General features: G+C 66.7%; 11 protein-coding genes. 6 read left to right on the forward strand and 5 right to left on the reverse strand.

The features are described 5' to 3' along the window. The first annotated feature begins 137 nt into the window (after positions 1 to 137). Positions 138 to 2,630 carry a protein kinase domain-containing protein gene (locus ACLF6L_RS13265; protein ID WP_412851854.1) on the forward strand — a complete coding sequence of 831 codons (2,493 nt, stop codon included), beginning with the start codon at positions 138 to 140 and terminating at the stop codon, positions 2,628 to 2,630. Here ACLF6L_RS13265 and ACLF6L_RS13270 read toward each other — a convergent pair. From ACLF6L_RS13270 to ACLF6L_RS13280, 3 genes are read right to left on the reverse strand one after another with little or no spacing between them, the layout of a single operon-like run. Beyond that, positions 2,612 to 3,826 (reverse strand): efflux RND transporter periplasmic adaptor subunit, encoded by a 1,215-nt coding sequence (locus ACLF6L_RS13270; RefSeq protein ID WP_412851855.1) that lies wholly within the window; start codon positions 3,824 to 3,826, stop codon positions 2,612 to 2,614. The two genes, ACLF6L_RS13265 and ACLF6L_RS13270, sit on opposite strands and share 19 nt — an antisense overlap. Positions 3,827 to 3,843: 17 nt before the next feature. Then, positions 3,844 to 6,207, reverse strand: a complete 2,364-nt coding sequence (locus ACLF6L_RS13275) for an ABC transporter permease (RefSeq protein WP_412851856.1) — start codon at positions 6,205 to 6,207, stop codon at positions 3,844 to 3,846. Continuing rightward, positions 6,207 to 6,923: an ABC transporter ATP-binding protein gene (locus ACLF6L_RS13280; RefSeq protein WP_238616225.1), complete on the reverse strand. Its 717-nt coding sequence runs from the start codon at positions 6,921 to 6,923 to the stop codon at positions 6,207 to 6,209. Before ACLF6L_RS13280 ends, ACLF6L_RS13275 begins: the two co-directional genes overlap by 1 nt. A gap of 242 nt (positions 6,924 to 7,165) precedes the next feature. On the opposite strand from ACLF6L_RS13280, the gene kaiC reads away from it, so the two are divergent. Together kaiC and ACLF6L_RS13290 are read left to right on the forward strand one after the other, a co-directional pair. Further along, the gene (kaiC, locus tag ACLF6L_RS13285) at positions 7,166 to 8,842 is read left to right on the forward strand and encodes a circadian clock protein KaiC (protein WP_412851857.1); all 1,677 of its coding nucleotides are present in this window, start codon (positions 7,166 to 7,168) and stop codon (positions 8,840 to 8,842) included. Further along, entirely contained in the window at positions 8,839 to 9,126 is a 288-nt protein-coding gene (locus tag ACLF6L_RS13290) for a circadian clock KaiB family protein (protein ID WP_238616227.1), read from the forward strand. Before kaiC ends, ACLF6L_RS13290 begins: the two co-directional genes overlap by 4 nt. A 6-nt stretch (positions 9,127 to 9,132) precedes the next feature. Here ACLF6L_RS13290 and gshA read toward each other — a convergent pair whose 3' ends face one another. Further along, positions 9,133 to 10,719 carry a glutamate--cysteine ligase gene (gene gshA / locus ACLF6L_RS13295; RefSeq protein WP_412851858.1) on the reverse strand — a complete coding sequence of 529 codons (1,587 nt, stop codon included), beginning with the start codon at positions 10,717 to 10,719 and terminating at the stop codon, positions 9,133 to 9,135. A 106-nt stretch (positions 10,720 to 10,825) separates the two neighbouring features. Between gshA and ACLF6L_RS13300 the strand changes: the two genes are divergently transcribed. The 3 genes from ACLF6L_RS13300 to fliL are packed head-to-tail and all read left to right on the forward strand — an operon-like array spanning position 10,826 to position 12,660. Next, positions 10,826 to 11,608, forward strand: coding sequence for a zinc-dependent peptidase (locus ACLF6L_RS13300; protein WP_238616229.1), 783 nt, complete (start codon positions 10,826 to 10,828; stop codon positions 11,606 to 11,608). 3 nt (positions 11,609 to 11,611) lie between these two features. After that, positions 11,612 to 12,172 carry a DUF2058 family protein gene (locus tag ACLF6L_RS13305; protein ID WP_412851859.1) on the forward strand — a complete coding sequence of 187 codons (561 nt, stop codon included), beginning with the start codon at positions 11,612 to 11,614 and terminating at the stop codon, positions 12,170 to 12,172. 59 nt (positions 12,173 to 12,231) lie between these two features. Next, positions 12,232 to 12,660, forward strand: a complete 429-nt coding sequence (gene fliL, locus ACLF6L_RS13310; RefSeq protein WP_238616231.1) for a flagellar basal body-associated protein FliL — start codon at positions 12,232 to 12,234, stop codon at positions 12,658 to 12,660. Here fliL and ACLF6L_RS13315 read toward each other — a convergent pair. After that, complete coding sequence (locus tag ACLF6L_RS13315) at positions 12,613 to 14,559, reverse strand: ATP-binding cassette domain-containing protein (protein WP_412851860.1); 1,947 nt, start codon at positions 14,557 to 14,559, stop codon at positions 12,613 to 12,615. The genes fliL and ACLF6L_RS13315 overlap by 48 nt on opposite strands. Positions 14,560 to 14,761: the final 202 nt, after the last annotated feature.

Below are 14,761 nucleotides of genomic sequence, written 5' to 3' on the forward strand. Positions count from 1 at the left end.
ATCGAGCATCCAGTGCTCTCAGGTCTGACCCGGGCCGATCGGGTTCGTTCAGGCACCGCCGGGGCCGCCGGCGGATGACTTGCCGGTCACGGCAGTCTATAACTGACGGGAAATCCACGCGCGGAGTTTTCGGCCCCTTGTCCCGCTCACCGAACCGTCCCGGCACAGGGGCACTGATCCTGATCATCGTCCTGCTGCTGACCTGGCTGGCGGGCAGTTATACCGTGCCGCTGCGTTCCCTGGAACAGGATGTCCGCCAGGCGGCCACCCAGTTGTTGCCCCGGCCGGACCGGCTACCGGGGGTGGTCCTGATCGAGATCCGCGACGAGGACGTCCGCCGTCACACCCCCTACTCCCGGGCCACCCTGGCCCGGGCGGTGGATCGGCTGCAGGTCATGGGGGCCGCGGGCATCGGCCTGCATCTGGACCTGGATCACCCGGAAACCCCGCCCCTGACACCCCGCCCCGACCAGGATACCGATGCCCGTCTGGCCCAGGCGCTGGCAGGTCACGGCAGGGCCCTGGTGGCCGCCTCCCTGCATCGGGGCAGCGGGCCGGCCTCCCTGCCGGAAGGACGGCTGGACGGCACCACTCCGGCCTGGCCGCAATGGCCGGTCCTGCGGCTGCTGGCACGCCCGGCCGTCCTGCCCGGGGCCGACAGTCACCTGCGGGTGCCGATCCCGCCCCTGTCCGGGGCCGCCACCGTGGCCGTGACACCCTCCGCGGATCGTCCGCACCCCCCGGACCCGGCCCTGCTGCCGATACGTGGCGGCCATGCGCCGGGCATGGCCCTGGGGCTGGCGGCCATCCTGGCGGGACATGCGCCCGGTGATCTGGTGGTGACACCCGGCCGGGGTGTGCGGATGGGCGATGATGTCCTGAGCCTTGGCCCTGACCTGTCGCTCCTTGCCGTGCCGCCACGGCGGGATCCCCGGGGACAGGCGCTGGATACCTGGACACTGGACGACCTGCTGATGGAACGGGTACCGGCGAGCGCGATTGAGGGCCGGGCCGTGGTCATCGGCCTCAATCAGCCGCATCAGACCCCCTTCATCACCCACGGGGGCCTGAGCCTGCCCCCCGCCGCCTGGACCGCCTGGGCCGCCGGGGCCGTCCACGAAGGTCACCGTGTTCGTGTCGGCGGCGGATTCCACGCCCTGGAGCGATGGCTGCTGGCGGCGGCGGCCCTCTACCTGCTCTGGCCGGCAAGCCGCGGGCCGGACTCCCGTCGCGCCGTCCTCGGCAGCGGCGCCCTGGTTCTCGGCCTGCTGCTGTTGACGCTGACCACCCTGACGGCAACGGGCTGGTGGCTACCGCTCATCCTCCCCGCCCTGTTCGTCGGGCTGGGGCACGGGCTGCTGGTGGTCCAGGCCCGGCTCACGCGACGCCTGGCGCGGGATCGGCTGGATGCCGCCGAGGCTCGATTGCAGTTGGGGGCGCAGTTACGGGAGCAAGGGCACCTGGAGCCGTCATTCGCGGCCCTGCAACGCTGTCATGTCCCCCTGGAGCCGCTGTTCGGCGAGCTGTACCGACTGGGCCGCGACTTTGAGCGCAGACGTCAGTACGGCCGCGCGGTGGAGGTCTTTCAGTATCTGCGGGACCGGAATCCCGCATTCCAGGATACCGAGCAACGACTGGCCCGCCTCAAGCCCTTCGCCGGCTCCAGACAGCCCCGTCTCGGTGACATGAAGCACATCCGGGGCGGCAAGGCGTTGCTGCTGTCCGATGACGGCACCGACCAGCCCATGATCGGCCGCTACCGGGTGGAAAGACAACTGGGCAAAGGCGCCATGGGCATCGTCTACCTGGGGGTAGACCCCCATATCAATCGCCGGGTGGCGATCAAGACCCTGGCCCTGGACCGGGCCTTCGAGCCGGAGGTCAGGGAGGAAGCAAAGCAGCGATTCTTTCGCGAGGCGGAGGCTTCCGGACGTCTGGATCACCGCCATATCGTGACGGTCTACGATGTGGGCGAGGAGCACGACATGGCCTTCATCGCCATGGATTATCTGGAAGGCGAGCCGCTGGAGGCCTTTACCCGTCCGGACACCCTGCTGCCCATCCCCGAGGTACTGGAGGCCTGTGCCCAGGTGGCCGAGGGACTGGCCTATGCCCATGAACAGGGCGTCCTGCATCGGGATGTCAAGCCGGCCAACATCATCTACGACCGAGAGCGACGGACGGTGAAGATCACCGACTTCGGCATCGCCAGCATCATCGGGCACGACCGCGGCGGCGGTGGTCCGCGCCAGGGCACCCCCGCCTTCATGTCGCCGGAACTGGTCACGGGTCAGTCGGTGGATGCCCGCGCCGACCTGTTTGCCCTCGGAGTGTGCCTGTACCAGCTGCTGACGGGTGAACTGCCGTTCAAGGCCGACACCCTGACCGGGCTGATCTCGCAGATCGCCCAGTCGCCGCCCGGGGACATTCTGTCGCTGCGCCCCGAACTGGGTCCGGTGATCCAGGTGATGGTGAAAAAGGCCCTGCAGAAAAACCCCGACCTGCGCTACCAGAACGGCACCCAGATGGCCAAGGCCCTGCGGGACTGCGGTGACAGCCTCAGGAGAATGCCCCGGCAAGGACAGTACAGCCTGCATGGGAATGACGATGATCATCCACTCGGGTTTTGATGTGACTCGGCCCGGACCCGGCCGTTTTCCCGGACCCGGTCTCCCGGATGGGTGATGATGGGCTCCCCCGGATTCAGGCCGTCCAGGACTTGGGTCCACAGTCCGCTGCGACGACCGATCTCCACCCGTTGCAGGCGGGCACGCCCGTTCTCGATCCGGAACACGGCCCAGGCATCTTCGTGCCGGAACAGGGCACTGGTGGGGATCTGGAGTACGTCATCCCCTTCCCAAAGCATGAAGCGGGCCTCCACCCGGTAACCATCCCCCAGATGGCGCCATTGCTCGCGGGGGGATGACAGCGTGGACCAGACATGCACCCGCTGCTCCTCCACCCCCAGGGCGGACACCTTCTCAAACCCCGCCGGTTCCACCCGCCGCACCCGGCCCTCCAGGACTTCGCCGCCGCCCCAGCGTTCCAGGATCACCCGCATCCCGGGACGCAGGCGCACGGCCTCCATGGACAGCAGATCCACCTTGACCTCCAGATCATCCAGATTACCCAGTTCCAGTACCGCCTCCCCGGCCTGAATGGGGCCTTCGTCGTGCCGGTGCCGTTGGGTCACCAGCCCCGAGACCGGGGCGCGGACGGCCACGGCCGGGCTCTCCTCACCGGCGCGACGACCATCGGCCATCTCCAGTACCAGGCGGGCAGAGGCCAGATCGAAGCCCGCCACCTCCACCCCGTACCGGGCCGCCCGCTCCGCCGCCCGGGCCGCATCCCGCACGGCCAGGCGGCGGTCCCTTTCCTCGGCGGCGATCTGGGATTGCCGGAACAGACGCTCGCCGCGTTCATGCTCCTGTCGTGCCAGACGGCTCTCGGCCTGGCGGACCTCCAACTCGGCCCGGGCGGCCTCCAGCCGGGCAGCGGCGGCCCGGACGGCCTCCCGAGCCTGTTCCCGGCTGCGCAGGTCCAGTCCCGGGGCCGGGGCCGGCTCCAGCAGGAACAGGACATCGTCGATGTCCACCGGGTCACCCGGCTCCAGGGTCACCCGCCGCAGGTAGCCATGGATGGGGGCGGTGACGGTATAGGCATGACGCAGGCGGGTCCGACCCTCCTCCTCCACAAACTCGGCGAAGGGGCCACGGATCACCTCGGTGGCACTGACCGGGACGGGCGCGGGCCGCAGGGCCAGCCCCAACAGCACCAGGATGGCCAGGGCGACGAGGGCGATCAGGATCTTCTTGAGCAAGGGCATGATGTAAGGTCTGTCGGTTATTCGTTGCTCTTGAGTGCGCTCACCATGTCCAGCCGCGCCAGCCGGCGCCCGATCAGGAGCACCGACAATACTGCCGCCAGCAAGACCCCGGCGGCGGAGAAGGCATAGGTGGCCGGGGTGATGACGAACGGTATCCGGAACAGGTCCATGCTCAGGGCCTGGTTCAGCAGCCAGGCAAACACCGTCCCCACGGCCCACCCCAGGGGGATGGCCAGCAGGGTCAGCAGGGCCATCTCGCCGATCAGGACCCAATTGACCTCGCTCCGGCTAAGCCCCAGCACCCGCAGGGTGGCCAGTTCCCGCTCCCGTTCGGCAAAGGCGATGCGGGCGTTGTTGTAGACCACGGCGAAGGTGATGGAACCGGCCATCAGCAACAGGATACCCATCATGACCAGCACCGTGTCCTGGATATAGTCCCGGAACTGACGCTCCGCATCATCGATCATGCCGATCCCCGCCACCCGGGGCATCTCCCACAACCGTTCGAACAGCCGGTCCTGCTCGTGCTCGGCCACCATGAGCCAGGCCCCGGAGAAGGCCGGCCCTTCCCGCATCAGACCGTTCAATGCCCGCCGCTCCATGTAGGCACTGACCCCGATGGGTTCATCCACCGTGCCCGCCAGGGGCACCTGCAGGGTACGGCGGTGCCCCTCCAGCACCTCCACCGTGATCCTGTCGCCGGGTCGCACTCCCAGATATTCCGCCAGATAGCCGGTGAGCAGCAGCCCCTCCGGCGGCAGGTGGACAGGCCGGTAATCCGCGTCCAGCAGGCCCCGCAGCCGGGGCCGGGCCTCCATGCCCTGGATCACGGTGCGATAGTCCCGGCGTTCGTGGACCAGGCGCACCGGGACCGAGCGATAGCCCTCCACGTACTGCACGCCCGGCAGGGTCCGCAACTCGGCCAAGGCCCGCTCCGGGGTGGGATCGGTGAAGCTCAGGTGCAGGTCCATCTTCATCACCAGTCGGTACTGGATGTCCAGCAGATGGTCCACCGCATTGAACTGGTAACTCCCCAGCAGCAGCAACCCGCCGGAGAGGGCGATGCCCAACATGGACATGAAGGCCTTGAAACGGTGTCGGGAGAGGTTGCGCACGATGATGCGGGTGGGCTGGGACAACAAGCGCCCCAGGGCCGACCGCTCCAGGAGGGAGTGCCGGAACCGTTCCGGTGCCGGTGGGCGCATGGCCTGGGCCGGCGGCAGGCTGACCGCCTGTCTCACTGCCCGCCAGGTACCCAGCAGGGCCGCCCCGGCGGCCACCGCCAGGGCCAGCAGGATCACCTGGGGTCGAAGCCGGAAACTCATCTCGGGAAACCGGTAATATTCCGCGTAAACCCCGGCCAGCGCCTCCGCCGACCAGGACCCCAGCAGGATGCCCAGCAGGGTGCCCGTCACCACGATCAGGCCGGTGAGCAGACCGAAATGCAGGGCAATGTCCCGGTCGTGGTAGCCGAAGGCCTTGAGGATGGCCACCTGCTGGCGCTGGGTGCGGATGACGCGTCCCATGAGCACGTTGAGCAGGAAGGCGGCCACCCCCAGGAAGATGGTGGGCAGGACCACCGCCATCACCCGCAGCTGATCCAGTTCCTCGGACAGGAAGCGATGGGAGACCTGGTCCTCCCGCCCCACCGCGCCGATGCCGCCGTAGGGAGCCAGCCGCAGGTCCAGGGCCTCGATCACCGCGGCCTCGATCGCACCGGCCCGCAGGGACACCAGCACGCTGTTGAAGGCGCCATCCAGGTCCATGGCCTGGGCCAGGCCCCTGCGGTTCATCCACAAGACCCCGTAGCGCTGGTAGTCGGGCAACAGATCCGCCGGCCCCACCTGGTAGATGAACTCCGGCGACAGGGCCACCCCGCTGATGATGAGCCGTTCCAGGCGGCCGTTGATAATGGCGGTGAGCCGGTCGCCGGGGTGCAGGTCATGGGCCTGGGCAAAGGGCTCGCTGATGACCACCTGGTCCGCCCGACCGGACTCGGGCAACCCACCCCGGCGCAGATACAGCCGGTTGAGATCGGGCTGGCGGCCGTCGGGCAGCGACAGGATCATGCCCCGCACCGGTTCCTGGAATCCCGGCACTTCCAGGCGTACCGGCGCCTTGATCCGGGTCTGCACCCGGTTGACGCCGGGGATCGCCTCCAGGCGCGGGGCCAGCCCTTCCGGCGCCCGCCTGAGATCGGCAAAGACATCGGCAAACTGATGACTGTCGTAAAAGCGATCCTTGGACAGGGTGAGGGCATCCAGGGTGGTGACGGAGAGGATCAGTACCATGATGCCGGCGGCGATCACCACGGCAATGGCGGCCACCTGCCCCTTGAGCCGGGCCAGATCACGCCACAGCTTGCGGTGGATGGCCCGCATCACCACACCAGCTGATCGGGAGACTTGCGGATCGGGTTATCCTCCACCGACTGGACCCGGCCATCCGCCAGCCGGACCACCCGATCCGCCATCTCGCCGATCACCGCGTTATGGGTGATCACCGCCGTGGTCGTTCCCAGTTCCCGGTTGATGTCCTGGATCACCCGCAGAACCCGAATCCCGGTGCGGGAATCCAGGGCACCGGTGGGTTCATCGCACAGCAGCACGTCGGGCCGCTTGGCCACGGCACGGGCAATCGCCACCCGCTGCTGTTCCCCGCCGGAGAGTTGGGCGGGAAAGTGATCCATGCGGTCCTCCAGCCCCACCAGGGCCAGGGCATCTTCGGGCGACATGGGGTCGCGGGCGATCTCGGTGACGATGGCCACGTTTTCCCGGGCGGTCAGGCTGGAGATGAGGTTGTAGAACTGGAACACGAACCCCACATGGTGTCGCCGGTACCGGGTCAGTGCCCGGTCGTCGGCCCGGACCAGATCCTGGTCCCGGTAGCGCACCTCGCCGCCGTCGGCATGATCCAGGCCACCCAGGATGTTGAGCAGGGTGGACTTGCCGGAACCCGATGCCCCTAGCATCACCACCAGTTCACCGGCATGGAGTGTCAGGTCCACCCCCCGCAGTGCCTGGATACGGACCTCGCCCATCAGGTAGGTCTTGGTGACCCCTCGGGCCAGGAAGACCACTTCGCGCTTTTCGTCCATAGATAGTCTGAAGATAGCGGCTCTTGAATCACACAGCCCGTGGAGGCAGTATCCCAGGACATAAAGACCCCACTCAAGGAATGTTTCTGCATGACTCATCCTCGTGAAAGCCGGGACTCCGGTCATGGACCGAAAGTCCTGGACTCCCGCCTGCGCGGGAGTGACGATGATGAACAGGTCATGATCCAGTCAAGTGACGGCGCGACACTTTTTTGAAACTCAAACACCGGAGATCTCCATCTGTGACCACGGCAAATCCTGAAACCGCCGCCACCGGCATTCAGGGACTGGACTTCCTGCTGCAGGGCGGCCTGCCGCGCGGCCGCCCCACACTCCTGCGCGGAGGACCGGGGACGGGCAAGACCGTCATCTCCCTCACCTTTCTCTGCCACGGTATCCGGCAGGGGGAGAACGGGGTGCTGGTCACCTTTGACGAATCCCCCGAGGCCCTGATCCGGCATGCCGCCGGATTCGGCTTCGCCGCCGACCGTTTCATCGAAGAAGGACGCCTGCGGATTCTGGACATGCGCCCCGATCGCAACGAAGTGGTCGGCGACTACGTGGAACTCACCGCCGTCATGGCGCGTATCGATCACGCCCTGCAAAAGACCGGCGCCCAGCGCCTGGTGGTGGATGCCATGGACGTGCTGGAGGGGGCCTTTTCCGCCGAGATCTCCCTGCGCGGGGAGCTGGCCCGGGTGTTCGACTGGCTGCGGGAATGCCGGACCTCATCCCTGATCACCATTGGTGAACAGGAAGAGTTCACCACGCGCTACGGCCTGGAAGATTACGTGGCGGACTGCGTGATCTCCCTCAAGCAGGACCTGGACCACCGGGTCATGACCCGACTGCTGCGGGTCGTCAAGCGCCGCGGCGGTGGCCACGGCACCAGCGAGGCACCGTTCCTGCTGGATGGCGACGGGATTTTCATGATCCCGGTGACCGGATCGGTACTCCGCGCCCGGGTGTCCGATGAACACTTATCCACCGGCATTCCGGGCCTGGACGCCATGCTGGGCGGCCAGGGACCTTATCGGGGCTCCACCCTGCTGTTCTCGGGCCAGGCCGGCACCGGCAAGACCAGCATGGCCGCCGCCATGACGGTCAACGCCTGCGAGCAAGGCAGAAAGGTGCTCTACATCAGCTTTGAGGAGAGCGTGGACGAACTGGTACGCAACCAGTTGAGCATCGGCGCCGACCTGCGCCGACACACCGAGGGGAGCGAGGCCGACCGCCGCCTGATCCTGCAACCGGTGCGTGCCGTGGAGCTGGGGCTGGAGGAACACCTGATGCGCATCATGCGTTCCATTCGCCGCCATCAGCCCGATCTGGTGGTGCTGGACCCCATCAGCAGCCTGGCCACCCGTCGCACCGGCGACAGTGCCAAGGACATGCTGCTGCGCCTGATCCACCTCATCAAGGAGGCGGGCATCACCGCCGTGGCGACGGAACTGCTCACCGATGACAGCCAGGGCGTGAGTCACCTGGATGTCTCCTCCATGATCGACGTCTGGATCAAGTTACGGCGCCATGAGAACAACGGCGAGATGAATCGTCTGATCACCGTGGTCAAGGCACGGGGTCTGCCCATCTCCAGCCAGGTGAAGGAATTCCGTTTCACCGACCAGGGACTGGTGATCGAGGACCCGTACATCGGTGAAAGCGGCATTGCCTATGGTACGGTCCGCGAGGCACGCCAATCCGAGGACGAACAGGTGATCGAACAGCTGCACACCGAGCTGTCCCGGGCCATGCAGCGACGCCATGAACTGGATGAGATCAACGCCGCGGCGGAACGGCTGGCACGGGCGGAACGGGATACCCGGGCGCTGGACATCGAGCGGGAGATTGCCGGGATCGAACGCCGTCTGGCCAATATCCAGCGGGCACGCTCCGCCATCTCCAGGAGCCGTCAATGACCACCGGCCACTACCAGCTCAGACTCTACATCGCCGGCATGACCCCGGCGGCAAGGCGGGCCATCGAGAACCTGGAAACCCTGGCCAGGGAACTGGGACGGCAGGGGGAACAGGTGGAGATTCAGGTGGTGGACATCATCGAGCGCCCGCAACTGGCGGAAGACGAGCGCATCCTGGCCACCCCGGTGGTGATCCGCAAACTACCGCCTCCCATCCGCCGGGTGGTGGGAGACCTGTCGGAGCGGGAACGGGTGCTGGTGGGCCTGGACATCCGCCCACTCTGAAAGGGCCTATCGAAAATAACGCCGCAGATACTCGGGGAAGGACACGTCATCCTCAGCCTCCATGCGCTGCTGCCGCGCCAGAGACTCCCGGGCCTCGGCCTCCAGCATCGCCTCCCGCTCCGGGGCCAGCCCCGCTTCCCGCAGCCAGGCCGCATGGGCCAGGGACATCTGCCGGGCAAACTCGTGGAAGCCCTGCTCGTGCTCGCACATCAGGGCCAGCATGCGGGCGGAAGGCGTCAGCGCCGCATCGGCCACCTTGGCCTGTTGCTCCGCCAGGGATCGGGAATAGGGCTGTTCCGCATGGCCGTCATCCAGCACCCGGCACAAGGGCACCATCTGCTCCAGTACCTCGGCGGCCCAGACACGCAGCGGTACCCGCTCATCATTGCGCATGAGCTGCAGCGACGGGTCCCTGCCCCGGTGGGCGGTGGCACTCTGGTTGTGATCAATGGCAAAACGCTCCAGCTCGCCGATGGGCGGGCTGTCCAGCAGCAGGGCATGGATCATGAAAGCCTCCAGGAAACGAAGCTGGGACTCATTGACACCCAGGGGATCAAAGGCGTTCACGTCCACCGAACGCAGTTCCACATAGGCCACGCCGCGCCGCTCCAGGGCCACCGTGGGCCGTTCATCCCCTTCCGTCAGGGGTTTGGGACGCACGGTACTGTAATATTCGTTCTCGATCTGCAGGATGTTGGCATTGAGCTGGCGGTATTCGCCGTCCACCTCCACACCGATGCGGGCATACTCCGGCGACGGGGTATTGATGGCGTGGGACAGGCCACGGACATAGCCCTCCAGGCTGTCGTAGTTGGCCTTGATGCCGCTTTCTTCTTCCTTGCGGTTCTGATACCCGATGTCTCCCATGCGCAGGCTGGTGGCCCAGGGTTCATAGCAGGTGCTCTCGTCGAACTCCGCCAGGGTGGTGGGCTTGCCGGCGAGGAAGGATCGGCACACCGCCGGAGAGGCGCCGAAAAGATAAGGGATCAACCAACCCAGGCGCTGCAGGTTGCGGATCATGCCGAAATAACCGCGGTCGCGGAACCGGCGGGCATCTTCGCCCGGCACCCCGAGTACCTGCTGATAGATGGGCCAGAAACAGTCCCCCATGGAAAAATTGAAATGCACCCCGGCGATCACCTGCATCAGGCGGCCGTAACGGTGCCCCAGGCCCAGACGATAGACGGTCTTCATGCGCCCGGCGTTGGAATCGCCGTAGCGGGCCACCGGAATCCCCTGCTCCCCCGCCAGCACGCAGGGCATGCTGGTGGCCCAGAGGTATTCAGTGCCGATGCGGGGATAGGTGAAGGCGTGCAGATCCCGCAGGAAGGCCAGCGCCTCGCCCGGGGTGTCACAGGGCGGGGTGATGAACTCCAGCAGGGCTTCGGAATAGTCGGTGGTGATCCAGGGGTGGGTCAGCGCCGATCCCAACGCCCTGGGGTGGGGTGTGCGGGCGATGCTGCCGTCCGCGTCCACCCGCAGGCTCTCCTTTTCCAGACCGATGCGGGTACCCCGCAGGCATCGGGCACCGCCCAGGTTCAGGATCTGCTGCAGGCGTGTTTCACAGTGGGTGTACAACGTCGACGTCTCCATGGGGGCCTTCCTGAATACCCCATCATCATACTATGGTCATGGCTGAAAACTTCAGTGCCACACGCCATAATCCCCCCTGATCCGCCCCGACCTGGCGCAGCCCCGCATGATCCCCCTGTTCAAATCCTGGCGCAGACACCGCACCCTGGCCCGGGCGCCCATCCCGGACAGCCTCTGGCATGCCGGGCTGGCGGCCCAGCCCATGCTCGTCGGCTTCAATGGTACCGAGCGGGCGGAACTGCGCCGCCTGGCCACCCTGTTCCTGGACGAAAAGCACCTCCATGGCGCCCATGGCCTGGAGATCACGCCCGCCATGGCCCTGCATATCGCCCTGCAGGCGTGCCTGCCCATCCTCCGGCTGGGTATCGACTGGTACGACCAGTGGTCCACCATCATCGTCTATCCGGACGACTTCCTACCCCGACGGGAGATCATGGACGATGACGGCATCCTGCACCTGGACGAGAGCCCCTACAGCGGCGAGGCCTGGGAACGGGGACCGGTGCTGCTATCCTGGGCGGCGATGGCCGCGGGGGAGCCGCTGGCCATTCATGAATTCGTCCATACCCTGGACCTGCGCAACGGCGTGGCCAACGGCATGCCGCCCCTGCACCCGGAAATGTCCATCCAGGACTGGACCCGGGCCATGAGCAGGGCCTACGATGAACTCCATGCCCGGCTGGACCGGGACGAGCCGGTGGAACTGGATCCCTATGCGGCCAGTGATCCGGGTGAATTCTTTGCCGTGATGAGCGAATATTTCTTTGCCGAACCCTGGACCCTGGCGCAATCCTGTCCGGATGTCTACGGGCAATTCCGCCAATTCTACCGTCAGGACCCGTTGGCCAGGCTGCCGCGGGGTCCCGGCATCTTGCACGTTAAGGAGTAAGACATGACCCAGAGCCTCCGCGAGCAGTTGCTCCAGGCCGGACTGGTCACCGAAGAACAGGTCAAGCAGGTCGAACAGGCCAAGGCCCCCAAACCCCGTCAGGGCGAACGCGGGGGACCACGCAACGGCAAGCCGGGCAAGGGTGGCGGCCATGGGGCCGGGCCCGGACGCCGGGACCCGCGGACCCGGAACCGCGGGTCCGGCAAGTCCCGGGAGCAGACACCTCCCGGCACCCCCCGAAGACAACAGGCCTCGACGGCGGCACCTCGGGCCGGCGCCGCTCCCGATGCCCGCGCCCTCAAGCAGCAGCTACGGACACTGGTGGCCGCCCATCGGGTGAACAAGGAGGAAGCCGATGTGGCCTATCATTTCCAGGTGGGCACCACCATCAAGCACCTCTACGTGACGGCCGAACAACAAGCGGCCCTGGCGGAGGGGCGGCTGTGCATCGCCTTTCTGGATGGCCGACGCAACCTGCTGCCCGTGGAGCAGGGGCGCGAGATCCTGCGCATCGATCCAAGCCGCACGGTGATCTTTCCCGGCGATGACGACGCCACCCCATGACCCGGCCACTGAATCGACCGGGGCCGGGACCCTCACTGCTCTTCATACAGGCTCAAGACATGCGACGCCAAAGAACTAAGCCGACCGTTTTTCTCACGGCCCTGCTGCTGATCGCCCTGACGGGATGGCACATGACGGCCTGGGCCGCACCCTCCGGCGGGGGAGCCACCTGGCCGGGCTATATCCCCCTGCAGCCGGCCCTGGTGGTGAACCTGGACAACCCCCGGCGGGCCCAGTATCTACAGCTCAATGCCCAGCTCTATGTGGAGACGGCACAGGAGGCCCAACTGGTGGAACACCACATGCCGGTGATCCGGCATCACCTGATCCTGTTCTTCGGCGGCCGCGACCCGGAGCTGGTGCAGACCGCCGCGGCCCGGGAGCAACTGCGTACCGAGGCCCTGGAGACCCTGCGTCGGGTCATGACCGAGCACACCGGCTCACCGGCCGTCAATGGACTTTACTTCACCGGTTTCATCGTGCAGTAGATCCGCAGCCGCCGCCTCAAGGGCCTCGCAGGCCTCCAGCCAGGCGGATTCCACCTCGGCCAGCCGCCGGGCGGTTTCCGCCTGGCGGCCCAGCAATGACTGCAGGCGTTCCCTGGCGGATGCCTCATAGATCGCCGGGTCCGCCAGAGACTGATCCAGGGTCTGCTTTTCCCGCTCCAGGGTTTCGTGTTCCCGCTCCAGGCGCTTCACCTGGTCCCGCAGGGGCTTGAGCCGCTGCCGGAGCGCCGCCTCGTCCCGCTTGCGCGCCTTGCGCGCCGCCGCGCTCTGTTCGCCGCCGGTCTCCCGGGCATCACCGCCCCCCTGGGTTCGCTCCCGGGCCGCCAGCCAATCCCGGTAATCGTCCAGGTCGCCCGCAAAGGTCTGCGCGCCGCCATCGGCCACCAGCAGGAATTCATCACAGACACTGCGCAGCATGTGCCGGTCATGGGACACCAGCACCACCGCCCCCTCGAAGTCCTGCAGGGCCTGCTCCAGGGCATGACGCATCTCCATGTCCAGGTGGTTGGTGGGTTCGTCCAGCAACAGCAGGTTGGGTCGCTGCCAGACCAGCAGGGCCAGCACCAACCGGGCCTTTTCCCCGCCGGAGAAAGGTGCCACCGGGGCCAGGGCCTGATCCCCCACGAAACCGAAACCACCCAGAAAATTGCGCAGTTCCTGTTCCCGTATCCGGCTGTCCAGGCGCTGCAGATGCAGCAGGGGGCTGGCCTGGGGATCCAGTTGCTCCAGCTGGTGCTGAGCGAAATATCCCACCGCCAGATCGGGCGCCGGTTCCCGGGTGCCGGTCAGGGGCGCCAGGTCACCGGCCATGATCCGGATCAAGGTGGACTTGCCGGCCCCGTTGGGGCCGAGCAATCCCAGGCGAGCCCCCGGGTGCAGGGAAAATTTCACCGCCTGGATCACCGCCGTCCCGCCGTACCCGCCGGCCACCCGATCCAGCTTCAGCAGGGGATCGGGTAATCGCGCCGGTTCACGAAAGGCAAAGCGAAACGGCGAGTCCGCATGGACCGAGGCCACCCGGGTCATGCGCTCCAGGGCCTTGAGGCGGCTCTGGGCCTGGCGCGCCTTGCTGGCCTTGGCCCGGAATCGGGCCACGAACTTCTCCATGTGCTCGATTTCCCGCTGCTGGCGTTCATGCAGGGCCTGCTGACGGGCAAGGGCCTCGGCGCGGGCCAGTTCGAAGGCGGAGTAGTCGCCGGTGTAGAGCCGGATGCCGCCCTGTTCGATATGGGCCACATGGGTCACCACCCGGTCCAGGAAGTCGCGGTCATGGGAGATCAGCAGCAACGTGCCCGGATAGGCGGCCAGCCATTGTTCCAGCCACAGCACCGCCTCCAGATCCAGATGGTTGGTGGGTTCGTCCAGCAACAGCAGGTCCGACCGGCACATGAGGGCGCGGCCCAGGTTCAGGCGCATGCGCCAGCCGCCGGAAAAGGAAGCCATGGGACGCCGTTCGTCCCCCGGCTGGAAACCCAGGCCATGGAGCAGCCGCCCGGCCCGGCTTTCCGCGGTCCAGGCGTCAATGGCGTCCAGACGGGCATGCAGTTCCCCCACCCGGGTGCCCTCCCCGGCGGCCTGCGCCCGAGCCAGTTCCTCCTGTAGTCGACGCAACTCGCCGTCACCGTCCATCACGTAATCCAGGGCGCTGCGCTCGCTGCCTTCCACTTCCTGGGCCACATGGGCGATGACCCAGTCCGAGGGCAGACTGCATTCCCCCTGATCGGGGGCCAGTTCCCCCCGCAGCAGGGCAAACAGGCTGGACTTGCCGGTGCCGTTGGCGCCGGTCACGCCCACCCGCCAGCCCGGGTGAATGGTGAGGTCCGCGTCCTGGATCAGGACCCGGGTGCCACGTCGCAGGGAGAGATGTTCGAGTCTGAGCATGGCGACGGAGTGTATCAGTCCGGCCGGGCGGACCGCAGCACGACTTTCCGGCGCCGGTGGGGAAAATCCGGCCCACGGCGGCGTCATTTTTCCGCCACACATCCACCTTTAAAACTCAAGTATATGTTTTTACTTAAAAACAATTAGTGGCATGGAATTCGCTTAACTGTTTGCACAGAGGAACAGCGCCGAGACAGGACCC

The sequence above is a fragment of the Ectothiorhodospira shaposhnikovii genome, from assembly GCF_047222355.1.
Lineage (GTDB): Bacteria > Pseudomonadota > Gammaproteobacteria > Ectothiorhodospirales > Ectothiorhodospiraceae > Ectothiorhodospira.